Genomic DNA, 14,881 nt, shown 5'->3' on the forward strand with positions numbered 1-14,881 from the left:
CAAATTCTCTCACCGGTATGTTTTTATGTCTCTTACTAGCCCAAATGTCACAAACAAGACTCTGAACTCCTTAACTCAGTACCAAGCTTTCTCTGTTTTGGTGGTCGATGATGAGGTAGGGATGCAGGCGATTTTGAAAAAGGCACTGGGTAAACTGTTTGGTAAGGTGATGTGCGCAGGCTCGGTTGAAGAGGCGGAGCTACTCCGTAGCGCTGAGCATTTTGACCTGATCGTTTTGGACATCAATCTTCCTGGGCGTTCTGGCATCGAGTGGGAAGAAGCCTTCAACGATAGCGAAAAGCGATCTGACGTTATCTTCATGACGGGTTACGCCGACTTAGAGATGACGATTTCCGCTCTTAAGCTCGGTGCGTCCGACTTCATTTTAAAGCCGTTCAATCTTGAGCAGATGATTCAAGCCGTGCTTCGTTGCATGGATAAGCGACTCGCTCAACGTATGCAATATGCACTGAAACGTGACGTTAGCCGCCATATCAAGACCGAAATTATCGGTAATTCAGACAAGACTCGACTTCTAAAGCAACTGATCACGCAGTTTGCACCATCTCGAGCTTCGGTTCTGGTTGAGGGGGAATCAGGCACAGGTAAAGAGTTAGTGGCTCGAGGTGTTCATGAAGCAAGTAAGCGTTCTGGGCCTTTTGTACCGATTAATTGCGGGGCGATTGCTCCGGAGCTATTGGAAAGTGAGCTGTTTGGTCATACGTCTGGTGCGTTTACCGGCGCGAAAAAGAGTCGTGAAGGTCTGTTTCGCGTAGCCAATGGCGGTACTCTGTTTCTTGATGAAATAGGTGAGATGCCGCTTCCAATGCAAGCAGCACTGCTTCGCGTTTTGGAACAAAGAACAATTCGCCCTGTGGGTAGTGAAAAAGAGATAACGGTCGATGTACGTGTTGTTGCTGCAACTAACCGAAACCTCCAAGAAGAGGTAGAGAAAGGTAATTTCAGGCGTGACCTTTTCTATCGATTGAATGTATTGAAGATCGATGTGTCACCGCTTCGTGAGCGTATATCGGATTTGATGGATCTTGTTCCCTATTTCACACGTTTGCTGGCTCATGAACTGGGTATGCCAGAGCCAGCTTGGGCACATGAGGACATTTTAGCGATGAACGAGTACCAGTGGCCGGGCAATATCCGTGAGCTAAAGAACTTGATGGAACGTTGTATTTTGCTTGGTAAACCGCCAGCGCATTACTGGCGTGAGTTGAATGGCGAAAACAGTGTGCCAACTCGAATTTCTGTGACGGTGTCACACGGTTCAGAGCTGCCAAGTATGGACCCGAATGATATGGCAGAAGGTTACCCGAATAGCTGGACACTCAAAGAGGTGGAGAAAGCGCATATTGAACAAGTTGTCTCTTATCATGATGGCAACAAATCAGCCGCTGCCCGGGACTTAGGTGTTGCACGCAAAACCCTAGAGCGTAAATATAAAGATTGGAATGCAGAGGGATCAGAATATGCCGACTAGTCGCCACTGGTGGGCGAAGTGGAGTTTTCGATTTAAGACGATGGTTCGCTATCGACTTCTGTTTTTAACCTCAGCGCCGATCATTCTTACTCTCTGTGCCTTAATCGCAATCACACTGTATTGGTCTGTACATTACACTTGGCAAGGTGCTCTGATTGATGTTGACGAGCGTTTAGATGTTGCTGATAACAGTATTCACCTTATTCAGAACCAACAAGCTTACAACGTAAGAGCGTTCTCTGAATCATACCGCTTTCGTAACAAATTGCAGAGCAACCTAGATGAGGAGGATCTCATTCAATGGGTGTCGGACAACAAAAGCCGTTATGAACTGGACTTTTTACGTTGGCACAGCGCTCACTCAGTGCAAGATACCAGTCAACTGCTCGAACTCACCCGCAAGCAATCCTTTTTTAGCGTGCTAACACGTAGCCAACTTAATCAATTAGATCGAACCTTAGCCAAAAAGGCAGAAGTCCCCTTGTTAACTGGCTCTGAGGTCGAAACTCGAGGCTTGGTCAGTCGTACGGTTATTGCTATCTATGACGGAGATAACCGCGTTATTGGTTTTCTAGATGGCGGTATTCTTCTAAATAATAGTACTCAGCTTGTCGATCAGATCAGCAACCTTATTTACCCAAGGCGTGAAGGGTTCTCTCGTCGTATTGGCACCGTAACCGTCTTTTTAGATGATCTACGTGTGAGTACCAACGTCCCGCTCAATAGCGATGCAAGTGAGGGGCGTGCGATAGGTACGCGAGTTTCTCATGAGGTGCACTCCAAAGTACTAAATCAAGGAGAAGAATGGCTTGATCGCGCTTATGTTTACGATGCGTGGTACATCACCGCATATCAACCGATTCGTGATCACCATGAACAAGTTATCGGTATGCTTTATACCGGTTATTTGATCTGGCCCCTGGTTGAAACATACCTTACCAACCTGGGTGAGATAAGCGTAACCATCGTCGCATTGTTACTGTTGTCTGGTTTTATTGTTCACCGTGGCGCGCGCGATCTATTTAACCCGATTGAGCGCATTCACAAAGTGGTCAAATTAGTTCAGATGGGGCAAGACAAGCGCATCGGTACTCTGGGGCTGGATGATCAGCATGAGCTCACTCAGCTTGCGAAGCAGTTCGACAAGATGCTGGATCTTCTGCACGAGCGCAATCAAGAGATCCAACAAGCGGCGCTAGAACTCGAATGCAAGGTTCACTCTCGAACCGCTAGCCTCAAAGAGAAAACAGATCAACTAGAGCACCACATCGCCTTGCTCAACCAAGCGCGAGACAAACTGGTGGTCAATGAAAAACTTGCCGCGCTTGGTGAACTCACGGCAGGGATCGCTCATGAGATCAATAATCCAACAGCTGTGATTTTAGGTAACGTTGAGTTGATGAAATTTGAACTGGGTGAAGAGACTGAACGCGTCAATGAAGAGATTCAAGCGATCATGGAGCAGATCGACCGGATTCGAAACATCACTCGCAGCCTTCTTCAATACAGTCGTCATGGTGGTGTTCAAGATGAGGTGACTTGGCAACACATCAATCCAATTGTTGACGAGAGTATTACTCTGGTGAAAACAGGCGCAAAGAAGAAAGGCATTGTGTACCACTCATCACTTGAAGCTAAAACCTCTGTAGAAGTGAACCGAAATCAGCTGCTACAAATCTTAGTTAACCTGCAAATGAATGCGATTCACGCAATGGATGGGGAAGGTAACCTCACCATTTCTAGTGAAGATTGGATAGAAGAGGGTATCCTTCAAGGTGCTGTGATTCATGTTGAAGATGAAGGTTGCGGAATCAAAGAAGAGCAGTTGAAGCGTATCTTCTCACCGTTTTATACCACTAAGCGTGATGGTACTGGCTTAGGCTTATCAGTATCACAGAGTATTCTTTCTCAAACTGGTGGTGAAATTCGCGTGGCATCTGAATTTGGTAGAGGTAGCCGTTTCAGCGTCTATTTGCCTAAGAAAGCCGTACCGCAGTTACTTGTCTCGAACGTCAATTAAACCAATCTTCGCAAATAAGAGAACAGCCATTGCATGGGTACTGATAAAGCTGTTATTAGCTACGATGTATGGTTTGCAGTGAGCTATGCTCTATTTGTGTTTAGCAAATGAGGGTAGGCTTATGTTAGGTAATCCTGTCGGTTGGTTTGAAATTTACGTGAACGATATGGATAGAGCGAAACAGTTTTATCAAAAGGTGTTTCAAGTCAGCCTGTCAAAAATTGATAGTCCTGGTGGAATTCCAATTGATATGTGGGTTTTCTCTGATGATATGGGGAGCTATGGGGCAACCGGCGCATTAGTCAAGATGGATGATATGACAGCTGGTGGAAATAGCACCATTGTCTACTTCTCCTGTGAAGACTGTGCCATCGAAGAGAAACGCGCGTTAATGAACGGTGGTACACTTCACATGAGCAAAATGGCAATTGGAGAGTTTGGTTTTATTAGCTTAGTCATGGATACTGAGGGGAATGTGATCGGGTTGCACTCGATGAACTGAAAGTAACAAATAGATATAACGTCATGCATGGAGGCAGAATGGCAAAAACGTATCTCTTTGATTGGGGAGACACCTTGATGGTGAACTTCCCCGATCAATCTGGAAAAATGTGCGACTGGCCAACAGTTGAGCCGATCGACGGCGCGTTAGAAACCCTGGAATACCTTTCTCAATACCACCAAGTCTACATTGCTACTAATGCAGCAGACTCTTCGGAGCAAGATATCCAACAAGCATTTAGCCGAGTGGGTTTAGACAAGTTCATTGCCGGTTACTTCTGCAAAGCCAATCTTGGCGTTGATAAAGCGAGCCCAGACTTTTTCCCTACCATTATTTCTCGCCTCAACGTACCTACATCTAGCGTAACTATGGTTGGCGATACACTTGAGAAAGATATTGTTCCCGCTCTGAAATCTGGAATCAATGCCATTTGGTTTACACAGAAACCAGAACAAAACCTTGATGGTTTTCAATACGACAGCATTACACAGCTTTCGGAATTAAGACGCTAAATCGATATACATGTTATTCATTATGCTTTTGTGAAAATCAATTGGCCACAGGTGATAAGTGTCACCTTTTGCATGTGTAACTATATGAATATTTATTCTTCATGACACGCGTCATCGCGGTTGAATATAGTTTTGTTAAGTTGCTCCCAACTAATAACAAAAAAAGTCAGTCCGCTATGAAATTAAGCAACCTCTCTATCAAGTCTAAACTCTTCTTAATTGTCATCTTCTCAGTGGTCTCACTGATTATGGCGTGTACATACAATTTGCTTCAGCAGCGTGCCACTTCAATGGCTGAGCGTGAAAGTAAACTCAGTGCACAAGTTGAGTCCGCCGTATCACTAGCTAAGCATTACTACGAGCAACGTAATGTGTTGGGTGATCAACAAGCGCAACAGCAAGCCTTAGCAGCAATTCAAAACCTACGTTACGACGAAAACAACTACTTTTGGATTCTTAACCAACAATCACAGGTTGTGATGCACCCGCTAAAGCCAGAACTCAATGGTGAGAACACTCATAATTTTAAAGATGGTGCAGGCAAGTTCCACTGGCGTGAGATGGTCGCCATCTCACGCTCTCCTCAAGGTAAAGGTTTTCTCGATTACCAGTGGAAAAGTCCGCAAGGTGACCTAAAAGATAAAATCTCTTACGTTGAACTGTTCCCTGAATGGAATTGGATTGTAGGCTCGGGGATTTTAGTCGCAGATATTCAAGAAGCATTCTGGGCGCTAGCGATAAAAGAGGCGTTGGTAGCGCTTGTCCTATCGGGGTTACTGTTTGCGATGGGGTATGCCATTTCTAACAACATTCTGATTCCACTTGCCAAGTTGATTGACAACACTCATGCCATCGCTGATGGTGATTTGCGTGTGCGCATGAACATGACACGCAAAGATGAATTGGGTGAGATGTCTACGCAGATCGATAAGATGTTAGAGAAACTGCAAAGCACGCTTAAAACCGCCAATGAATCAGCAGGGCAATCTAGCTCAATGGCAAGTCACATTGCTCAAGCCAGTGAAGAAGCAGCGACTAGCGTTAATTCTCAACACGCACAACTTGAGTTGTTATCAACCGCTATGACAGAAATGAGCGCAACCATTTCTGATGTTGCGGTTAATGCTGAAAACACGGCAGTGAGTACAAATAAAGTGGTAGATCATGCGTATCGCAATGACGAGAACATGAAGGTGACGGCGACAAGTATCTCTCACGTGTCTGACAATATTTCGAATGCGAACAGCTTAGTTCAAGACCTACAAGCAGGGGTGACAGAAATCAGCCAAGTGGTAGGTGTTATCCGCGATGTATCCGAGCAAACGAACCTGTTGGCTTTGAGCGCGGCGATTGAAGCAGCACGAGCGGGTGAACAAGGGCGCGGGTTTGCGGTGGTTGCTGATGAAGTTCGTAACCTAGCCAGTCGTACTCAAAACTCGACCAATGAAGTGCAACACACCATTGAAAAGCTTACTCAGCAGGCTGAGCAAACTTTTGTCGCAATGAAGCAAAGTAATGAAGAGGTCGATCATAGTGTGAAAGCGTCAGACGATACTCGAGCTCAACTGGATGAAATTGTCGCTGAGCTGCAAAACGCGAACGATATGGTGGCACAAATTGCAGCCGCTTCAGAGCAACAAAGTTCAGTGGCGACAGAGATGAACCAGAACGTCTCAAGCATCCATTTGGCGGCGAACGAAGTGCTTCAAGCGTCTCAGTCACTCGCTGAAGATAGCCAACAAATGGCCAACACCGCAGAGCATCTAACTGAGCAACTGAAATACTTCAAAGTGTAGTTTTTTAAACGTTATAAACAGAAGCCCTCGTTTCCCATGAAACGAGGGCTTCTTTGTTTTTAGACTAGCCTTTTAGTCGTTAATCATTAATCAGAAGCTAACGCGATTTTCGGCGGTTTAATGCCGTGCTTCTTGAACTCTTTCATCACTCTTAAGGTAATGTCGGTTTCAAACAACTTCTCATACGCCGTATCAACAACATACGCCTTACAGGTCAATTGAATGGCTAAGTAGTTGTCAGTAATGGTTTGTTTAACAAGCACTGTCACGGGCTTTGGCAAGTGAATGTAACGACTCGACGATGCGGCCTCTTGGATCAAGTCACGGGCTAGGGTGATGTCTTCATTCATCCCAACATAGAATGGAATCACAACTTGCATATCGAGAGCACCGTAGTTTCCGCTTGTCGTCACTTCGTTTAGAAATTTGTTGTTAGGGATGGTAATGATGTCATCGTTGAGCGTTCTGATACGCACTGAACGTAAACCAATGGTAATGATGTCGCCGTAATTCCCTTCAAACGTCACACGGTCACCCACTTGGAACGGCCTGTCTATCATCACGGTTAAGCCAGCAATAAATGAAGCAGCGAGGTCTTTCAAAGCAAAACCGACCGACACAGCGAGCGTACCGCCGATCAGCGCCAAGATGTGATCGTTAATTCGAAAGCTCATCATAAAAACCACCAAACCAGCGGTCATATAGATGAAAAACTGCAGGAAAGACTGGACCTTTTGTAACACCATTCGATACTGAACAAACTGACTCCCAATACTCTCAACCATTGAGTTCATAAATTTGATCAGTAACCATGTTGCAGCGATGACTAAAATTGAAAAGAAAACACCACTCCAGCGAATCAGACTGGCAAATTGTTGGATGCTCTCAACATTAACCACTTCTTCTGCGGCAAATGCCTGTTGAAATGACAGCAGCAGTATCAGTAGGGCTATACCAAGTATGTTAGAAATTCTGTTCATATTACTTCACCAATAAATGCTGTCTGTCTAGTACATTGGTAATGTGTCTAAACCAGTGGTCTGAGAGTTTTGCTTTATCTTCTGTCCATTCGATATAGCCTCGGCTTTGGAAGTAGCGAAGTATCCCTGTCACTTCAGAAATCGTGAGTTGTGTGCATTCAGAGAGCTCTTCCGGTGTTGCAATTTCCAATTGAACAATTGAACGCAATACTGCCAACATGGGCTTTGGCATTTTCTCAAGCTCTTCTGATTCGGGAGCATGGAACAGCCTGACCATCACTTGGTCAGTCTCTTTGTTTCTATTTAGAGAGAAACGGAAGAATCTTAGTGCTACTGTCGGATTTCCATCAGAGTAGTGCCATAAGATTCGATAGAACCCTTGTTTCGCGCGCTCTTCTTCGCTGATCTCCTGCTGATCCCACTGTTTGGGTACCACTAATCCGTCAAAGCTCACAGAGTATTCGTCTGTTTGGTTGATACGTGTGTCGAGCAGTGAGGCGATTTGCAGTTCATTCCACTTAGGAAGAAAGGCAACCCAATCAAACAATAGTCTTTCACCTCGAGCTCTATCGACAAAGCGCCAACTCGCTTTCTCTATTGAGATGATCGCACGGTGATTCTTCTTGGAACGTCGAATAAGATTGGTTAAACGTATAAGCGCAGCCAGCCCACCAACCATAGGCTTGACTAACCTTTGCCCATTGTCTACGGCAATCAAGTAAGTAGTTTTGCTGCTTCGAAGGTGACTCAGAATCTGTATTTCAGTGGTGTTTTCATCCAGCCCGATACTCACCGCAAAGTGAGCGAGTAGCTCTTGATAGCCAGAATGAGGGCAGTTCAGGTAGATAGGTTCCGCATTTTTCACTCGGTGAAGCAGTTGTTTTAAAAAGGTTGTGGCGCCCACACCTCGCTCTCCAGAAACGACACATAAAGCAGGAGAGTCAGTCAGCAAGTATTTAGAGAGCTGCTTAATTTCGGCATCCGCATAGTCAATTAATTCGCTGTCATGATTGCCTGGTAACACATAGTCAAAGGCAGCATCGCCTTTCACACGAACTAACGCGTGCCCATCTGCTGTATTGTTTTTCTGCTTAGCAACCTCAATCCGAAAAAGATAGGCAAGCGCTTGGCTGAAAAAGGTAAAGTGTGATAGTTTTGAGATTAATCGATGCTTAGCGATATGGACCATGACCCATGTTGCAGCAATGGCAGTCGCAATGATACTAATGATCCAGACTCGCTTTTTACCGATCGCCCAATTGACCCACCAAGGACGGTCAGCGATGTTTTCTACCATCTCAAACACAGTGTCGCGCCACAATCTCAATACGGAAACGGTAATAAGAACAAACCAAAAGAAGAGCGCGCTGTATATCCAGTTATAGATAGTGCCTTTACCCAGTGTCATGATTGAGATTTGCAATATCACACCGGCAATAATTCCGCTCCAAACATAACGACGTATGGTCGACAATCGTAATTCAACAATCTCTTTGCTAGAAGAGCGACTATTGCGGTAAGTGAATTCTAAAATAAAGCTTATTGCGATAGATCCTCCGAGAATCCACCAGGTAAATATTTCAAGAAAGACAACATGTTGAAGACTTGGAATAGTTGATAAAACTTGCAGAGATAGGGTTATCGCTATTAGCCACGCGAGGGCTTTATGTGCGCGGCTCAAGTACCAAATGAGACGAATCCACAAAGGTGGAGTGGTGCTTTTCTCTAGAACTGTGTTTTTATACAGGTTTATAATTCTAGTGCTGTTGGCTAGCCACCACATTAATATGCTGTAGATGAAAAACACCTTAATACCAGCCCAAACCACTGGAACGGGTGAAACGAAGGTATCTTGTATCAATGAGCGAAAACTGCGTAGTTGAAAGTAAAACAGGTATTCGGCATTGAGCAACGTTAACTGCCACTCTTGCTTTAACTGTCTAACCCCTTGCGGACCAAAGCCGATAAGTTTGTCTCGAGTGGTACTGTCGGCAAGCTCTAATAACTGTTGCTTGCTGTTATTGATACTGCTTAGTGTTAGATAGTCTGACTGAACTTCGAACCAAATATCGTCACTTGTTTTTGATTTAATCTCTGATTCTTCATCGGATTTAAGGTTATCGATGAATTGGGAAAGGTGCAGCGCAAATAGCTCGCTCTGTTTTTGTTGTTCTGAGAGCACGACTCTGAGTAATTGAGACGCTTTACGTTGATCCTGAGCCGACATAAACAAAGGCTCGGGTAGGGTTTGAATCTCGCTACTGATGCTAACAGCGATTTCGCTGACGCGAGGGGTGGCTTCTTGTTCGTATTGCCATTGTGCTGCACTACTAAATGAAACCATTGCCACCCACAGTAACCCAATATACCGAACGTACATCAGTGATAATTGGCGCATAAACTTCACTTTAACTTCCTGATCAGGTTGAATAAGTGTAGTTCGTTTACCGCTAATGATCCTCTTTGATTGTTGTTGCTGCTAATAACTATGGCTTTCCGCTGAAATAATCGTCACCAAAGCTGGGCTTTTCAAGAATCCCTTCTACTTTTTAATAGGTCATGATTCGATGTGAAAGGTTAGATATGATTTTCTCCATTTCACGTGGCGAATATGCGGAATAAGGCAAACAACGCTTGCAGTTAACCGCCTGAACGAGTAACGTTGCGGCGTTTTTCACATTAAAAAGGTAAAGGCATTGATTTCCACAGCAAATATCACCCAACAATTCGGCGCAAAGCCACTTTTCGAAAATATTTCAGTGAAGTTCGGCGAAGGTAACCGTTACGGTCTAATCGGCGCGAATGGCTGTGGTAAGTCGACGTTCATGAAAATACTTTCAGGTGAACTAGAGCCAAGCGCAGGTAACGTAAGCTACGATCCAAACGAGCGCGTAGCTAAGCTAAACCAAGACCAATTCGCTTACGAAGAGTTCTCTGTAATTGACACGGTTATTATGGGCCATAAAGAGCTATGGGCTGTAAAGCAAGAGCGTGACCGCATCTACTCGCTACCAGAAATGAGCGAAGAAGACGGTATGAAAGTGGCTGACCTAGAAGTTCAGTTCGCAGAGATGGATGGCTACATGGCAGAAGCGAAAGCGGGTGAGCTCCTTCTGGCGGTAGGTATCGAAGAGTCTCTTCACTTTGGCCTAATGAGTGAAGTTGCTCCTGGTTGGAAACTTCGTGTTCTTCTAGCACAGGTTCTGTTCGCAGACCCGCATATCATGCTACTAGACGAACCAACGAACAACTTGGACATGGACACTATCCGCTGGTTGGAAGAGACACTAAACCAACGGAACTGCACAATGATCATCATTTCGCACGACCGTCACTTCCTAAACTCTGTATGTACTCACATGGCTGACCTTGATTACGGTGAGCTACGCGTTTACCCAGGTAACTACGATGAATACATGACGGCAGCGACACAAGCTCGTGAGCGTCTACTGTCTGACAATGCGAAGAAGAAAGCGCAAATCGCTGAACTTCAAACGTTCGTATCTCGTTTCTCTGCTAACGCATCTAAAGCTAAGCAAGCAACGTCTCGTGCTAAACAGATTGATAAGATTCAGCTAGAAGAAGTTAAAGCATCTAGCCGTCAAAACCCGTTCATCCGTTTCGAACAGTCTAAAGAACTATTCCGTAACGCGCTTGTGGTTGAAAACCTATCTCAAGGTTTTGAAGAAGACCTATACAACAAGTTCGATGCGATCTTCGAAGTAGGCGAACGTGTTGCAATCATCGGTGAAAATGGCGTTGGTAAAACAACCCTGCTAAACACACTTGCTGGTGTGCTAGAACCACGTACCGGCGAGTACAAGTGGTCTGAAAATTCGAATATCGGTTACTACGCCCAAGACCATGCTCATGACTTTGAAGAAGACATGAATCTGTTTGACTGGATGAGCCAATGGCGTCAAGAAGGCGAAGATGAGCAAGTAGTACGTAGCTTCCTAGGTCGTATGCTATTTGGTCAAGATGACATTAAGAAATCAGTTAAAGTTATTTCTGGTGGTGAACAAGGTCGTATGCTTCTAGGTAAAATCATGATGCATAAACCAAACATCCTGCTAATGGATGAACCAACGAACCACATGGATATGGAATCTATCGAAGCGCTTAACTTGGCTCTTGAAAATTACAAAGGCACGTTGTTCTTCGTTTCTCATGACCGAGTGTTCGTAGACTCACTAGCAACACGTATCCTAGAGATCAAAGATGGTCAGATCCATGACTTCCGTGGTACTTACGCCGAGTTCCTAAAAGCGCGTGGTATCGACGCTTAATTGAATAGTCAATGCTGTTTAAGCGATATTAAACTCATTAAAAAGCGCCTTTGTCATTGCGATAAAGGCGCTTTTGTTTGTACTGAATTGCTTGTTACAACAACACTAATATTTAAACTGGGCGACGATTTTATCCAGTTTAACGCTCACATTGGACACTTGTTCACTACAGCGCACAGACCCTGATACCACTTCATATGTATCCACGGATAAATGGGCGATCTCTGTGATATTTCGGTCAATCTCTGCGGATACAACAGATTGTTCCTCCGATGCGGTCGCGATTTGGCTGTTCAAATCAAACATCTCGCCAATCTGGAAATGAATACTTTCAATCGCATTGACTACACCCTTAGTTTGACGTTTAACATGCTCTGTTTGATCTAAGCTCTCCGACATCTTAGCAACTGTCTTATCAATGCCGCTAGTTAGCCCTTGAATGGTAGTCTCAATTTGTTGGGTAGAGTTATTGGTCATCAACGAAAGTTCTCGAACCTCAGATGCAACAACGGCAAAACCTCGACCGTGCTCACCTGCACGTGCAGCTTCGATCGCTGCGTTGAGGGCGAGTAGGTTAGTCTGCTCTGCGATGCCTTGGATTGTCGTCACTACTTGATTTATTTCTCGGCTCTGTTCTTCCAAATGATCAATCAGCGCTTGAGACTCTTCAATATTGTTGACCAGCACTTGAATGCTGTCATCGGTCGCGTGCGTTTCTTGCAGTGCATGATGCGCGTTGCCCTTAATTTTCTCGGCACTCAATGCTGCATTCTCAATATTCGCTGCCACCTCATTACTGGTCATAACCAGTTCATTGACCGCCGTGGCGACCGATTCTGATTGCTGCTTTTGCTTTTCGGCATTGCTCATACTTTTTTGTGCGGCTTGCTCTGAACTGCAAGAGCTGTCGGTGAGTATGGTCATTACACTAGAAAGGTCTTTGATGTTCGCATGCAGCTTACTGATGAAGGCATCAAAGGAGTGGGAGAGCTGTGCTAATTCGTCAGTGCCTTTGGCGTTCATTCTCACTGTTAAATCACCGTCACCGTTCGCGATTGACTCCATCATTTCGTTGATCGCTTTGATACGAGTTAACACACTTTTTCCGATCAGAGCCAACAACACAGAAAGAAGTATTATGATAGCAAAACCAAACAGATGCAGCGTATTTTTTGTATCTGCACTCGCTTGGCTAATCGCATTGTTGATTTCCAGTTGAACGCTATTGATCGCTTCTTCGGCTTGATGAACGGTTCGGCGAAGCTCACCTTTTAATCCCAAATCTTCGGTCAGTCCAAGGCGCGTATTCGCTATGAGCAGCTTTTCGACGGCACTTCGATAATTTAAGTACGCTTGTTTCGTCGCTTCGGTATTTTGTGCATAGGGTGTAAACACATCTAATGCGCCATCAAATGCGAGACTGGTTTGATCGTTGGTGTGGGCGAGATAATGAAAGTCTTTCTCTACTAACTCAAGCAATGCGAGTTCCAGTGCGAGATTCGCTTCTTTCTCTACCGCGTGTTTCAATTCGGTTCTTCTTTTTTCTAAGGCAGCAATCAAACCAACAGAAGGGTTAGGGTTTTCAATCGCATTGACTTGTTGAACAATCTGACGAAATTGGTATTCGTAGCTCTCGATTGCTTGGGTGATTTTGGAGGTGTTGTCAGAAAGGTTTAACTCATGGGAAATAAGCGTCTGATTTAAATCTAATAATCTTTGGTCCAGTGTTACAGCTGTAGTATCAAAACGCTCTGCGTATTTCTGTTCTTTCCTTGCTAGAAAGTCTTTCTCGTGCCTTCTGAGCATAAGTAGGTCAACTGAACTTCTTAGGTTCTCATTGGCGGCACGCTCAAGTGACTCCAGTCGGTCAAGGCTCATTTGTTCATATACGGCATAAACGAACACTGAGATAAATAAGGTGATGTTGATAAGAATAAATTTACTTCGTATAGACAATGACAGCGGAGATCGCTGATTGTCAGTTGGCCTATCCATAGGCAACTCCTTTTAGCCGATGACGTTTTATAACTATCCATTATTTATTTGAGTTATGTATTAATAAAAGATAGATATGTAACTAATAGCTTATTAGGGAGGTAACGCAAGGAATTGGATCAGTTTGGTGAATAATTTTACCCAAAGAAATGTCAAGACGACATTTCAATAACCGTTAAAATGATAGTTGCCCTCAACAACACACGATAAGACTCAGCTCTTGGAAACGACCGCGGTTATTGAGGGTGATGCAGAATACCTAATTAAGCACTCTTAGAAAGGAGAGAGGGTTGAATTAACCTTTGTTATTCTCAATCTTGGTTTCCCTTCACATCAAAGATGATCTTATCGGCACCTGTAAAAACTTGGAAACGTAACCCTTTTGCGCGAGCAATCGTCGTAATACCAAATTTTTGAGCGAGATCTAACCCCATTTGAGTCACACCAGAACGAGAGAGCAGCACAGGAATCCCCATTTGAGCCACCTTAATCACCATCTCAGAGGTCAAGCGGCCAGTAGTATAGAAAATTTTGTCTGAGCCATCTTCTTGATTCAGCCACATTTCACCTGCAAGTGTATCCACGGCATTGTGACGGCCGACATCTTCTACGAATGAGAGTACTTTGTCGTCTTTACACACGGCACAACCATGAACTGCCCCAGCTTTTTTGTAGGTGTCGTTGTAATGAGTCAGCGCTTCTAGAGCTGTGTAGATTTCAGATTGTTTAAGCTTGGTTTGAGGTACTTGGTAGTTTTCAAGCTGCTTCATGACATTGCCGTACATAGTGCCTTGACCGCAACCAGAGGTGACGGTTTTCTTTTTGAGCGCACTTTCTAACTGGCTTGTATCTTCTTTAGTGACAACCGCCGCTGAACTGGTTTCCCAGTCGATAATGATAGATTCAATGGCTTCTGGGTCAGAGAGGAAGCTTTGGTTTTTTAAATAACCTAAGACTAATGATTCAGGACGCGAGCCCAAAGTCATCAGAGTCACGATCTCTTTCCAGTTAAGCATAACGGTTAGGGGACGTTCGCAAGCAATCTGTTTTGTTAGCTTTTCGCCATACTCGTCGAACACTTCCACTTCAATGGTTTGGAGAGGGTTTTCACTGGTTTTAATAATGTTTGGTTTAACCACTTTAATATCCTAGTTGTGTATACGCTCATCACGCGTTTTGACGTTGACGATTTAGGCGTTATTTTTAAAACTCGCCAAAGGAGTCTGCTTCTTTGTTTTAATGCTTAAAGCAATTCTTATTCCAAAGCGCACTTTATCTCAAATTATTCGGGTGAT

General features: G+C 44.4%; 10 protein-coding genes. 6 read left to right on the plus strand and 4 right to left on the minus strand.

Annotation, left to right across the window (positions count from 1 at the left end; genetic code table 11):
• Positions 1-25 precede the first annotated feature (25 nt).
• The 5 genes from vsple_RS06775 (at position 26) to vsple_RS06795 (ending at position 6,322) form a co-directional block, all read left to right on the plus strand.
• The gene (locus tag vsple_RS06775) at positions 26-1,492 is read left to right on the plus strand and encodes a sigma-54-dependent transcriptional regulator (protein WP_261883072.1); all 1,467 of its coding nucleotides are present in this window, start codon (positions 26-28) and stop codon (positions 1,490-1,492) included.
• Positions 1,482-3,512 (plus strand): sensor histidine kinase, encoded by a 2,031-nt coding sequence (locus tag vsple_RS06780; protein WP_261883073.1) that lies wholly within the window; start codon positions 1,482-1,484, stop codon positions 3,510-3,512. Before vsple_RS06775 ends, vsple_RS06780 begins: the two co-directional genes overlap by 11 nt.
• Before the next feature lie 121 nt (positions 3,513-3,633).
• Complete coding sequence (locus vsple_RS06785; RefSeq protein ID WP_261883074.1) at positions 3,634-4,014, plus strand: VOC family protein; 381 nt, start codon at positions 3,634-3,636, stop codon at positions 4,012-4,014.
• 38 nt (positions 4,015-4,052) lie between these two features.
• The gene (locus vsple_RS06790) at positions 4,053-4,526 is read left to right on the plus strand and encodes an HAD family hydrolase (RefSeq protein WP_261883075.1); all 474 of its coding nucleotides are present in this window, start codon (positions 4,053-4,055) and stop codon (positions 4,524-4,526) included.
• Between the two features lie 176 nt (positions 4,527-4,702).
• Positions 4,703-6,322, plus strand: coding sequence for a methyl-accepting chemotaxis protein (locus tag vsple_RS06795; protein ID WP_261883076.1), 1,620 nt, complete (start codon positions 4,703-4,705; stop codon positions 6,320-6,322).
• An 86-nt stretch (positions 6,323-6,408) separates the two neighbouring features.
• Here the strand turns inward: vsple_RS06795 and vsple_RS06800 are convergent, their stop codons facing one another.
• Complete coding sequence (locus tag vsple_RS06800) at positions 6,409-7,302, minus strand: mechanosensitive ion channel family protein (protein ID WP_261883077.1); 894 nt, start codon at positions 7,300-7,302, stop codon at positions 6,409-6,411.
• Position 7,303: 1 nt separating this feature from the next.
• A complete protein-coding gene (locus vsple_RS06805) occupies positions 7,304-9,682 on the minus strand; it encodes an ATP-binding protein (RefSeq protein WP_420833800.1) in 2,379 nt (792 codons plus the stop codon).
• A 316-nt stretch (positions 9,683-9,998) separates the two neighbouring features.
• Here vsple_RS06805 and vsple_RS06810 point away from each other — a divergent pair, with 316 nt between their 5' ends.
• The gene (locus vsple_RS06810) at positions 9,999-11,591 is read left to right on the plus strand and encodes an ABC-F family ATPase (protein ID WP_255230746.1); all 1,593 of its coding nucleotides are present in this window, start codon (positions 9,999-10,001) and stop codon (positions 11,589-11,591) included.
• Between the two features lie 105 nt (positions 11,592-11,696).
• On the opposite strand, the gene vsple_RS06815 is transcribed toward vsple_RS06810, so the two are convergent.
• Positions 11,697-13,586 carry a methyl-accepting chemotaxis protein gene (locus vsple_RS06815; protein ID WP_261883079.1) on the minus strand — a complete coding sequence of 630 codons (1,890 nt, stop codon included), beginning with the start codon at positions 13,584-13,586 and terminating at the stop codon, positions 11,697-11,699.
• Between the two features lie 311 nt (positions 13,587-13,897).
• Positions 13,898-14,725, minus strand: coding sequence for a formate dehydrogenase accessory sulfurtransferase FdhD (fdhD, locus tag vsple_RS06820; RefSeq protein WP_255230744.1), 828 nt, complete (start codon positions 14,723-14,725; stop codon positions 13,898-13,900).
• Positions 14,726-14,881 lie beyond the last annotated feature (156 nt).

The sequence above is a fragment of the Vibrio pelagius genome, from assembly GCF_024347575.1.
In the GTDB taxonomy this organism is placed as follows: domain Bacteria; phylum Pseudomonadota; class Gammaproteobacteria; order Enterobacterales; family Vibrionaceae; genus Vibrio; species Vibrio pelagius.